At 41.4% G+C, this 12497-nt stretch carries 8 protein-coding genes; all 8 read left to right on the top strand.

Annotated features, from left to right (window positions below; translation table 11 throughout):
* Window positions 1-13 precede the first annotated feature (13 nt).
* On the top strand, window positions 14-2245 hold the full coding sequence (locus WG989_RS05400) for a PspC domain-containing protein (RefSeq protein WP_340427881.1): 2232 nt from the start codon (window positions 14-16) through the stop codon (window positions 2243-2245).
* Between the two features lie 108 nt (window positions 2246-2353).
* On the top strand, window positions 2354-2824 hold the full coding sequence (locus tag WG989_RS05395) for a nuclear transport factor 2 family protein (RefSeq protein ID WP_340427880.1): 471 nt from the start codon (window positions 2354-2356) through the stop codon (window positions 2822-2824).
* A gap of 213 nt (window positions 2825-3037) precedes the next feature.
* Window positions 3038-3553: a GNAT family N-acetyltransferase gene (locus WG989_RS05390; protein ID WP_340427879.1), complete on the top strand. Its 516-nt coding sequence runs from the start codon at window positions 3038-3040 to the stop codon at window positions 3551-3553.
* Between the two features lie 110 nt (window positions 3554-3663).
* Window positions 3664-4749: a glycine cleavage system aminomethyltransferase GcvT gene (gene gcvT, locus WG989_RS05385; RefSeq protein WP_340427877.1), complete on the top strand. Its 1086-nt coding sequence runs from the start codon at window positions 3664-3666 to the stop codon at window positions 4747-4749.
* 104 nt (window positions 4750-4853) lie between these two features.
* On the top strand, window positions 4854-5324 hold the full coding sequence (locus WG989_RS05380) for an SRPBCC family protein (RefSeq protein WP_340427875.1): 471 nt from the start codon (window positions 4854-4856) through the stop codon (window positions 5322-5324).
* A 76-nt stretch (window positions 5325-5400) separates the two neighbouring features.
* Window positions 5401-7497 carry a matrixin family metalloprotease gene (locus tag WG989_RS05375; RefSeq protein ID WP_340427873.1) on the top strand — a complete coding sequence of 699 codons (2097 nt, stop codon included), beginning with the start codon at window positions 5401-5403 and terminating at the stop codon, window positions 7495-7497.
* Window positions 7498-7576: 79 nt separating this feature from the next.
* A complete protein-coding gene (locus WG989_RS05370) occupies window positions 7577-8308 on the top strand; it encodes a 2-phosphosulfolactate phosphatase (protein ID WP_340427872.1) in 732 nt (243 codons plus the stop codon).
* A gap of 340 nt (window positions 8309-8648) precedes the next feature.
* A complete protein-coding gene (locus tag WG989_RS05365; RefSeq protein ID WP_340427871.1) occupies window positions 8649-12407 on the top strand; it encodes a DEAD/DEAH box helicase in 3759 nt (1252 codons plus the stop codon).
* Window positions 12408-12497 lie beyond the last annotated feature (90 nt).

Genomic DNA, 12497 nt, shown 5'->3' with positions numbered 1-12497 from the left:
AACTGTTATTATTATGAAAAAGGTAATTAATATAAACTTCAAGGGCCGGGTAATACCCATTGAGGAAGCGGCTTTTGAACAATTGCAGAGATACACCGAAAGTCTGCGCCGCTATTTTGCCAATGAAGAAGGACGTGATGAGATCATCAATGATATTGAAGATCGTATTGCTGAGTTGTTTGATGAAGACCTGAAAAAAGGCGCTACCTGTATTACCGAAGAAAAGGTAACCGCTATTTGCAGCAGCATGGGTAGTGTGGAAGATTTTGAGCAAATGGATAATGAAACAGGTGCATCAACCGGCCATAGTAGCTCAACTTCATCATCAACATCGTCTACATCATCTGCTTTCGCAACAGCTTCTGAAGAGCCACGTGGAAGTCTCGGCCGAAATGCCAACGATAAAGTGTTGGGTGGTGTTTGTAGCGGATTGGCACATTATTTAAAGATCGATCCTACAGTAGTACGTATTCTGTTTGCCCTTATCACCTTTGGTGGTTTTGGTACAGGTGTACTCATCTATATTGTATTGTGGATCGTGTTACCGATCAAAGATCTCAAAACAAATATCCGCAAGCGTTTGTTCCGCAACCCCGATGATAAAGTGATTGGTGGTGTGGCAAGTGGTTTAGCGAGCTACTTTAATATACCTGTTTGGATTCCACGTGTAGTGTTTACATTACCACTCATTCTTGGAATCATTTCTTCGATCTTCCGCAATGCAATGTTCGACTTTGATTTTGAACCTGATTTCATCTTCGGCGGTTTTGGCGGAACACTGTTTGTGATTTATGTGATTCTCTGGATCGTATTACCATTGGCCAGCAGTGCAACTGAAAAACTGCAGATGCGTGGTGAAAAGATCGATGTGAACAGTATTAAAAATGCAGTACAGGAAGAACTTGGTACCGGTGGTACTATTAAAGAAAGAGCTTCACAAATGAGTGAAGAAATAAAAGAAGGCGCACAACGTGTAAGCTCAACAATAAGTGAAGGGGCACAACGCATCAGTTCCGAAATGGGAACAAAAAGCAGAGCCTTCGCAACAGAAGCAGCACCTATTGCACGCAGTGCAGGAAGTGGTATCGGTCATGCAATTGGTGTGTTGTTCAAAGCATTCTTTTTGTTTGTTGCCGGTGTTATAGCATTTTCTTTATTGATGGCGTTGATCGGTGTAACATTCGCCGGTGTAGCAGCCTTCCCTTTTAAAGGATTTTTCTTAGAAGGCACATGGCAACATGTAGCGGCTTGGGGAACATTGTTACTGTTCATGCTTGTACCGGTGATTGCATTGTTAACCTGGGTGATCCGTAAGATCATCGGTTCAAAAAGCCGCAATCCTTATCTCGGTTACACATTCGGTTTCTTATGGTTCTTAGGTTTGGTTTGCTTTATCATCCTGGTATCATCATTCGTGAACAACTTCCGTGTATCAGCACAGGAACAACAGGTAGTGGAAATTGCACAACCGGTTGCAGGTAAAATGATCGTGAAAGTGCCAACAGAAAAAGTAAAAGTATATGGCCGTGCATTTGGAATAGATGATGTGTTCAGCATGGATGGCGACAGTTTATATATCAACAGCATCCGTTTACGCATCGTAAAAAGTACCGACAGCCTGTTTCATGTGAAGTATGATAAACGCAGCTCAGGACCAACAAGAGACAAAGCATACAACAGTGCACAATCAATCAAATACGGACTGAATTTCAAAGACAGTGTGCTTTCATTGAACAAAGGATTTACAGTGAGTGAACAATCAAAGTTCCGCAACCAGCGAGTGGTTGTAAGTATTGAAGTTCCGGTTGGCAAACGAATCTATATCGACAGAAGTGTTGATCGTTTAGAGTGGCATAACATTACCTTCAACGGTCGTGGTGGCGATTGGGAGTGGGAAGATGATCATCGCTGGAGCAACAGTGGGTGGAATGATACAGATGTTGAATATATAATGACAGAAGATGGATTGGAGCGTGTAGATGGAAAAGATAAGATACAGAAAATTGAGCGTGAAGAAGGAACAATTGAAAACGAACTGGAGCGCCTGGAACGTGAAAAGAAAGAGTTGCAGGAAAAAGAAGAAGAATTAAAAAACAGGAAGAAAGAAAACGACAGCCTTCGCTACCGTTACAATCCTGAAGCACCAAAAACACCTACTACCCCGGCAAAACAGATCGTTGAACGGATAGCAGCACCCAATACCGATGCTGTGATCATACAACCAATGACTATTAACGCACTATAACCTCGGTTAAAGTTGGAACAGCCAACGGCCCCGAAGTTTTGCAAAAAACGGAGGGGCTTTTTTTCAGGCGCTTACACAACAGTCATCATCAACCATTCAACCTTATTTATGCGTAAACTGAAGTTTATTACTGCTGTATTAATTGCGATCGTTGTATTTGGTGCAGCACATGCACAGCGAACAAATAAAAAACAGCACGACAAAGAATTGTTTGAAACTATTTTCAAATTAGACAGTGCATGGTTTGCTGCATTCAACAAAGACGTGAAGGTTTTCAGCAGTTACATGGATTCAACACTTGAATTTTATCACGACAGGACCGTTGTTACGTTTTATGCAGATAACATTGCAGCGTTTGAACGAATAAAGAAAAATGTTCCGGATCTGAAACGGGAATTGTTGAAAGAAACGATGGAAGTATATCCCATTCCCGGCTATGGTGCCGTTCAGATTGCACAACACAGATTCTGCCATATGGAAAACGGAAAGATGGATTGTGGTGTTTTCAAGTTTATCCATACCTGGAAAAAAACAGAACAAGGCTGGAAAGTAACACGCATCATCAGCGTAGATCATTAATACATCCGCATTAACCATTACCTTATCATATCATTGAATACATAACGGGTTTTCCCGTTGATTCAATTCAAATCACCTTGTCATGAAATCAAGAATTAAAAAGATCTCAGAAGTACTGCTCATCAGTTTTCTGATCATTGCCATTCTCTACGGATTGCTTTGGCTGCTGGGTTATCTTCGGTAATTTTATTGGAGCAAACCAAAGCTTGTGCGATGGATCAATTATCACAAGTCATCACGCTTCGTGCGGCTACCATTGAAGATTTGCCCACACTCGAATATTGGGATCAGCAGCAACATGTCATTGATTCCGACCCCAACGATGATTGGGAGTGGGCAACAGAATTGCTGAAACTTTTTTCCTGGCGTGAACAACTGATGGCAGAACTAAACAGCGTGCCAATTGGTTTTGTGCAGATCATTGATCCGGCTTTGGAAGAAACGCATTACTGGGGCGATGTTGAACAAAATCTTCGTGCTATCGATATATGGATCGGTGAACAACAACACCTGAATAAAGGCTACGGTACACGCATGATGCAGCTGGCCATTGAACGCTGTTTTGCAAATGAACATGTTACCGCCATTCTTATTGATCCGCTTCTTTCCAATACAGCAGCACATCGTTTTTATGAACGACTAGGTTTTCGGTTTGTTGAAAAGAGAACATTTGGTGAAGACGAAACAGCTGTTTACATTTTAGATCGCAGCAGTTGGAACCGAAGTTAATAGCGTACAGTTTGTGCAATCGTTTTTTCAAACGATCCTGTTTTTCAAAACTTCTCATCGTTCATTCTCCTGCTTCCTTTACTTTTGTGCCCATCACAAACGATTGAAAAATGAAATCAACCCCCTTTACAAGCAAACACATTGCTCTTGGTGCGAAGATGGCCGAATTTGCCGGTTACAATATGCCTATTTCTTATACCGGTATTAATGATGAACATGCAGCTGTACGTAACAACGCAGGTGTGTTTGATGTGAGTCACATGGGTGAGTTCATTTTAAAAGGCGAAGGAGCGTTGGATCTTATACAACGTGTTACCAGCAACGATGCGGCTAAACTCAGCAATGGAAAAGCACAGTACAGTTGCCTTCCGAATGCACAAGGTGGTATCGTGGATGATCTTTTGGTGTATTGTGTGGAAGAAAATAAAGTATATATGTTGGTGGTAAATGCCAGCAACATTGAAAAAGACTGGAACTGGATCCAGCAGTTCAATACCAATAATGTTGAGATGCACAACATCAGTGAAAGAACCTGCTTACTTGCAATACAAGGTCCCAACGCAACAAAAATTCTGCAGCCGCTTACTGAAATGGATATCCTCAACCTCAAATATTACACTTTTGTAAAAGGAACATTTGCCGGAGTTGATAATGTATTGATAAGTGCAACCGGTTATACAGGCGCAGGTGGAGTTGAAATTTATTTTGAAGACAGCAATGGTGCTGCAGATACAATATGGGATGCCATTTTTGAAGCGGGCAAATCCGCAGGTATTAAACCGATAGGACTTGGTGCAAGAGATACACTGCGTTTAGAAAAAGGTTTTTGTTTATACGGCAACGATATTGACGATACAACAACACCATTAGAAGGTGGGCTCGGTTGGGTTACAAAATTCAACAAAGACTTTACAGCCAAAGAAATTTTAGAAAAACAAAAAGCTGAAGGAGTAAAACGCAAGCTGGTTGGTTTTGAAATGATCGATCGTGGTATTCCCCGACATGATTACAAGATCAAAGATGCAGATGGTAATGAAATTGGCAAGGTAACCAGCGGCACACAATCTCCTTCGTTACAAAAAGCGATCGGGCTTGGCTACGTGGCAACCTCTCATGCCAATTTTGATTCCGAGATCTATGTGGAGGTTCGTGATAAACTGTTGAAAGCAAAAGTAGTAAAGACTCCCTTCCTGTAAAAAATGTTCTGTAAAAGTAAAAGGCATTATTCTTGCTGATAAATAGCAGCCGATGAGTCACCAACGAAAAAGGTGACTCATCGTTTTTTAAACAACCACTTTCTATGCCATCTATTCACGTTACCACATTTATTGCAGCGCCCATTGAACGTGTGTTTGATCTTAGCAGGCACATTGGGTTGCATAAAATTTCGCAACAGGATAATAACGAAGAAGCTGTGGGTGGTGTTACATCGGGCCTTATTAAACAAGGAGAGTACGTTACATGGAAAGCGAAGCATCTTTATAAAACACGGTTCATGACGGTGAAGATCACCGAGATGAAGAGCCCTGATTATTTTGAAGACATTATGGAGAAAGGAGACTTTGTTTCGTACGAACACAAACATCATTTCAAAGCTGTTAACAATGGAACCATCATGATCGACGAAGTGGTTTTTGAAGTACCATATGGTGCTGTTGGAAAACTCTTCAATCGTATTTATCTCACGGGTTATATGAAACTACTTATCGAGAAACGAAACAATACGATTCGTGAGTATGCGGAAAGCACGAAGTGGCAGGCTTTATTATAATTTAAGTGTTTTCCTGCTGTTGATATTTTGTACAAATAACCTTTAATAGTTATACTTGTACATAAATCGTATCCTGATGAAGCCAGCAAAGAGCATCCTGCTTACTGCTCTGACTTTTTTTTCTATTCTTCCCCACGCATTTACACAATGTATGATGGTGCCCGTTTCATTAAACGAGCGGGTTAGTAAAAGCGAACTGATTATTTCCGGCACTGTACTCGATAAACAAAGCTTTCTGGATTCTGCTACCATGCGGGTGTACACGCTGAATAAAATTGCAATCAAGGCATGGCTAAAAAATCAACAGCCCATGCAGGAACTGTTTGTAATTACAGAAGGAGGTGTATTGAAGAATCGTTCTACCATTGTTTATCCATCGTTGCAATTACAACCGCAAATGAGTTATGTCTTGTTTTTGCAAAAGGCAGACGCAAAAAAAGAAAACAAACAAATTCGAAGTCGATATAAACTATCAATACAAACCATTCCATTTGCAGGTGCACAGGGCGCCATGCAACAGTCGATGGGACTATATGTTGATGTGATGCAGCAACGAAAACAAAACGAAGCTGATCTGTTCAACAGCATTCAACAAATAACAAAACAGGAAGCACTTACACCTGAGGGAAAAAAATATAAAGCAGTAACAGAAAATTCAATTGCAAACCGAACGCTGGCTATCACTTCTTTTACACCTGGTACAACAAGAGCAGGAACGGTTGTAACCGGCGATCAGATCACGATCAGCGGCAGTGGATTTGGAACAACACCCGGTTCGGTTTATTTCACCAATGCTGATGATGGTGGCGCTACAATGTTTTCTACAGGGTTAAGCAGCGATATTATTTCATGGCAAGACAATACGATTATCACAAAAGTACCGGCCGGTGCAGGTACAGGGCCTATCAATGTAGATGGATTGTTTACCTCCTCTAGCAATCTTACTGTGCAGTATGCACACATCGAGGTGAATAATAATTTTGATGGTTTTACAGCGCTTACACGTCAGCGTTATTACTTACGAAATCTTGATGGAGCAGGTGGCTATACATTTAACTTCAACACGGCGTTTGCAGCCAATACTGCAGCCGTTGCTTCTTTTAACCGGGCGTTGATCACATGGCGTTGTGGAACAGGTATCAATTTTCATGCAAACGGAACAACCAATATTGAAACGGCAACAAACGATGGAGTGAATGCAGTCTTCTTTAATGCATCTCTTCCCGAAGGAACATTGGCCGAATGCATCAGTAACCTCGATGCTGCTGCTACTGTTTCCTGTACACAGGCAAGTACAGTGTGGTGGTTAAGGGATATTGATATACAGTTCAGAGATATTCCAGCAACAGGTTTCAATTGGCAGTATGGACCGGGTGCCCCAACTTCTTCGGAGTTTGATTTTGAGTCGGTGGCGTTGCATGAGTTAGGACATGCGCAAGGGTTAGGCCATGTAATTGCACCGGGCACAACAATGCATTATGCACTTGCCAATGGAATTATCACAAGAACAGTATCACCCAACGACATAGCAGCAGGAAATGATAAACTTGCGTACTCCGATGATGCAACTTGTTTCGATCCGCCCGGTTCGGGCACACCCACGGTGGCAGTTGCATCTGGAAGTTGTGTAGCCCTTCCCATTACCATGGGTGAATTAAAAGCAAAACGCATCAGCAAAGCAAATAATCAACTTACCTGGAAAACCATTCAGGAGCTGAACAATGATGGTTTTATTATTGAACGAAGTGAGAATGCACAAAATTTTCAACCGATCGGTTTTGTAAAAGGGAAAGAGTTTTCGCTTGAACAGCAACAATACAATTTTATTGATGCAACAGCTGGTCCGTATGACTGGTACTATCGTCTGGTTCAAAAAGATCTGGATGATCATCGTGTTGGTTCCAGCGTGGTGTTTGTAAAAGGAGAAGAAAGCAAACAGTGGCAAGTGTGGAGCAGCAGCGAAGGGAACAGCGTTTCGCTCTACAGGAAAACTGTACAAAACCGGAAAGCACAGTTCATGTTGTATAATGCAACAGGGCAACTCGTATTCACAGCGGAAATAATAAATGGCCGTGCACAATTCCCGTTTCACCATTTACGAAAAGGATATTACAGTTACCGCATTGTTGAAAACAACGAATCGGTCACCGGCAAATTAGTAGTGGGACAGTAGAAAAAAAAGTAGCTGTTGTTGAAACAGATCGATTTTGTTTACATCAGCATTGCCTGCTCTTTCTTATTTTTGCAGCTTCATGGCAAACAATAAACCCACGCTTTATACCTGTCTCTCTCCTGCGCTGTTACATTTATACGATCTGCGAAATGCAGTCGTTGTGATCATTGATGTGTTTCGTGCAACCTCAACCATTGCATCTGCATTATACAACGGTGCCCAATGTATAATACCTGTTGATGAAGTAGCTAAGGCAATTGCCTTAAGTAAAAATATCAATGGAAGCATCGCAGCCGGCGAACGTGACGGACAAATTGCAGAAGGGTTGCAGCATGGTAATTCACCGCTTGAATACAATCGTGAATTTATTGAGAACAGAACATTGGTTCTCACTACCACAAACGGTACCCGTTTATTGCAGATGGCATTGGATAACGAAGCAGATACCATTATCACCGGATCGTTTCCCAATTTAAGTGCAGTGTGTGATTTTCTTATCAAGCAAAACAAAAATGTGGTGTTGGGTTGTGCCGGTTGGAAAGATCGTTTCAATTTAGAAGATACCTTGTTTGCCGGTGCTGTCATCAGCCGCATTAAAGAAAACTTTACCATTCATTGCGATAGTTCACTCACTGCTGAATTACAATACCAGCAAGTGAAAGATGATCTGCATGGCTTTGCTCCAAAGCTTACTCACTACCATCGCTTGGTAGATCGTTTTGGTTTGATTGAAGACATCCGCTTTTGTATGACACCTGATGTAGCGAATGTATTACCGTTGTATAAAGAAGGAATGTTGTTGAAAGGATAGAAGAATTAATTGGCAATGAACAATAGTCAATAATTTACCTGCGTTTATTTGTGTTCATCCGTGGCGTTCCCTATTCTTCATTCGTGCAGACTTGCCTTCCGTCAGACAGGTTCGTGTAATTTGAGGCCCGGGTTCGCAATAACAAAACCTGTAAAGATATGAACCTTTTCCTGTTCAACAATCACATCATCACTGTTGATATTTCTTTCTTTTTTTAACGGGAAATGTGCTGTGAAAGCCTTTACTTTTGCAGATTACCCTTTTTTGAACGGACCCTGTTTTCATTCTGTTTAATGAGGTGAAGCAATCGTTATTCTGAACAAGAAAAAACTCAAATCGCTTGGCATTACCACACCTGTTGAAGTTTGCTTATAATCACGGTACCGAAGAAGTGATCCGTAGAGGAAAAAAAATTCATGCCATTGGTTTTGCCGAATTGGTGGAACACGATGAGCTTATGGGCACAGTGGTGTTTCGTGTGCGTGATGATTCGTATTCCACATTTTACAAAGTCTATATTCAGAAGTACAAAGATGCAAACGCCATGAATGTGCGTTGCAGTTGTCCGTATAACCTGGGCGATATTTGCCGCCATGAAGTGGCCTCGTTGTTTCAACTGCAGGATCTTATCGATAAAAACATTCTCGGCATCAAAGATCTTCGACACGATCAGCGCCACACCGTGGTGAAAATGAAAAATATCGAATTGAAGATCATCCGCACATTAACAGCGGCTGCTGCACTGGATGATGCGGAAGTATTTCTGCGCAGCAATAAAGCTTCCATCCTGTCAGCAAAAGATGAATGTGTAAAAGCGGAATTGCAAATGAACGGTGAAACATGGCCGGTTACCATTCAGAAAAACGACGAACGCAATTTTGATACGTCCTGTACCTGTGGTGAGAATGCACATGCTATTTGCGAACACAAAGCCATTGTGTTTATGCAACTGCTCAACTCACACGGGCCCATGTACTTCGACAGCATCCGTAACATGGATAAAGAAAAAGGAAAGCTGTTAGGTATTTATGGTTATTCGTTGAACGATAACTGGAAAGAAAAATTCGAGTTCATTTATAAAGATGGCAAACCGTTTCTGCGTGTATTAGATCCGGGTGTAAAACGTGTAGAACCTTCTACATTGAAAAAGCAACCCGAACCGGTAGCTGAAACTGTTACAGAAGAAGCAGAAGTGGCAGTTGAAACAGAAGAAGAAAAGAAAAATGAAATTCGGTTGGGTGTGGTGTTGAACAACAACAGCAAACTGTTTCCTTATTTCAGTATTGAAGTAGTAAAAGGTGAAGTAAGTGAAGACAGTGGCGAGTTTGTAGATACAGTTGAAAAGCTAGACGTAAGTAAGTTTATTGAAACAGAAGATCTTTCAGAGAATGATAAACTGTTATTGCAACTTCTGCGGAGGTTACAACCGGCAGAGATCAGCAAGTTTGTAAACCGCAACTCACCATTCTCGGGTATCTGGGAAAATATTATTCATCATGAAGAAGATGATCTGCCTGAAGATACCAAGACCTTGATGCTGGAATATTTGTTACCACGCATTCAAAAATTATTTGCTGAGACCAACTCTCCGGTTTTGCTGTTGCCGAAAGGAAAAGAGTTCAAAACTAAAAATCTTGTACACGTTACTACAACCGGCACCTTCCTCAAACCCTTCTTTGAATTAAAACAACAAAAGAATAAATGGGAATGGAGTTGTAAAGTAAAGATCAACGGTGTGCCGATGGATGTGCACGAAAATGACTGGAACAGTCCGCTCATTTTTTTATTAAATGGTGAAGCACGTACCTGGGACAAACAGGAAGATGCTCAACATGTAATTGACAGTGTATCTACAAAAAACCGAATGATCAGTAATGCAGATCTTTCTGCATTTCTTGAAAAGGAAGCATTAAAAATTGCACGTGATTATCATGTGGATTTTGATCCGGCGTTGATCAAAGAAGTAAAATCAGGCGAACCGGATATTACGTTGCAGCTACAGGAGCGAGGTGATTATTTGGTGATGGTGCCAACGTTCAGCTACAAGGGATACAAAGTTCGTCCGACTGATAAAGAAGAAATTATTCTCCCCGGAGAAGATGGATTAATTGTGGTGAGCCGCAACCGTGAAAAAGAAAATGAGTTCATTGAAAAAGTAGAGAAGCTCCACTCTCAATTCATAAAACCTGAAGGTGGTGCACAACTGGCATTGAAAGGTGCTGAGGTATTAAAGAACAACTGGTTCTTTTTGTTTGTGGATGCGATGAAGGAAATGAAAGTACCGGTGGAAGGTTGGGAAGTACTCAAAAATTTCCGATTCAACACCGCCAAACCAAAAACAGAAATTTACATCAGCAATGGTGTTGATTGGTTTGATGCAAAAGTGAAAGTAGTGTTTGGCGATCAGAGTGTGAGCATTGCAGAAGTAAAGAAAGCATTAGCCAACAAGCAATCACTTGTTCAGCTTCAGGATGGAACCTTAGGTGTGTTACCGGAAGAATGGATCAAGCGTTATTCCATGCTCTTCCGTGTGGGTGAGAACAAACATGATCAACTTCGTTTATCGAAATACCATATCAGCGTTATTGATGAGCTGTACGAAAACAGGAATGAAGAAGAGTTGATGATCCAACTCGAAGAAAAGTATGAACGCCTGCGTGAATTCAAACACATTAAGAAAGTGGATCCGCCTGCGCATCTGCAACCGATTCTTCGTCCGTATCAGGAAAGTGGTTTTCACTGGCTCAACTTTTTAAGTGAAGTGGGCTGGGGTGGAATATTGGCTGATGATATGGGTTTGGGTAAAACCATCCAGGCACTATCGTTTTTGCAACACATGCAAACTAAGCATGGTAAACTGAAAGCATTGGTTGCTTGTCCCACCACGCTGATGTATAACTGGGAAAATGAGATCAAGAAATTTACACCATCACTCACCTATCATATTCATCATGGTGCACAACGCAACCGTGATAAAGCGTTCTTCGATCAGTTCAATGTAGTGATCACCACGTACGGAACACTCCGCAGCGATATTAAATTATTAAGTGAACAGGCGTTTGATTGTGTGGTGCTGGATGAAAGCCAGGCCATCAAAAATCCAAACAGTAAAGTAGCGAAAGCAGCTTGTCTGCTCAAAAGCAAACATCGTTTGTGTATGAGTGGTACGCCGTTGCAGAACAATACATTTGATGTGTATGCACAAATGAACTTCCTCAATCCCGGTATGCTGGGAACAGTTGAACATTTCCGTAACGATTTTGCAACACCGATTGATAAGTTTGGTGAGAAAGAACAGAAAGATCATTTACGCAAACTGTTGTTTCCTTTTATTCTGCGCCGAACAAAAGAACAAGTGGCAAAAGATCTTCCGGAAAAAACAGAAAGCATTTTGTATTGCGAAATGGAAACCGAGCAACGCAAAATTTATGATGCGTACCGTAACGAATACCGTTCAAAAATTCTTGGTACCATTGAAGAGGTGGGTATTGGTCAATCGCAATTAACCATCTTACAAGGTTTGATGAAACTTCGACAGATCTGTGATTCTCCTTTCATTTTAAATGAAGCAGAGAAGTTGCCAAATCATTCCATTAAGCTGGATGAACTGGTGCGTGAACTTGAAGAGAACATGGGCAACCACAAAGCCTTGGTGTTCTCTCAGTTCCTTGGTATGCTGGCATTGATCAGAGAAAAATTGGAGGAGCTGAATATTCCGTTTGTATACTTTGACGGAAGTACCTCAGCTGCTGATCGTGAAAAAGCGGTGCAGGATTTTCAGAACAACGAAGAAACAAGAGTCTTCCTTATTTCATTAAAAGCCGGTGGTGTGGGTTTGAACTTAACTGCTGCCGACTATGTGTACATTGTTGATCCATGGTGGAACCCTGCTGTTGAGCAGCAAGCCATCGATCGTACACATCGTATCGGGCAAACGAATAACATCTTTGCCTATCGTATGATCTGTAAGGATACCATTGAAGATAAAATTTTACAACTCCAGGAACGCAAGCGTTCACTTGCACGTGATCTCATTGCTGATGATAACGGATTTGTGAAGAGTTTGAGCAGAGAAGATGTGGAGTATTTGTTTAGTTAACGCATTGCCACAAAGGCACAAAGTCACGAAAAATACAAAGGAAGTACAGCGAAAGTTGTGCTTCCTTTTTTTATAGAAGAGAGTGCTGCG

The sequence above is a fragment of the Lacibacter sp. H407 genome (assembly GCF_037892605.1).
GTDB lineage: Bacteria > Bacteroidota > Bacteroidia > Chitinophagales > Chitinophagaceae > Lacibacter.
This window is presented reverse-complemented; position numbering and strand designations above follow the sequence as displayed.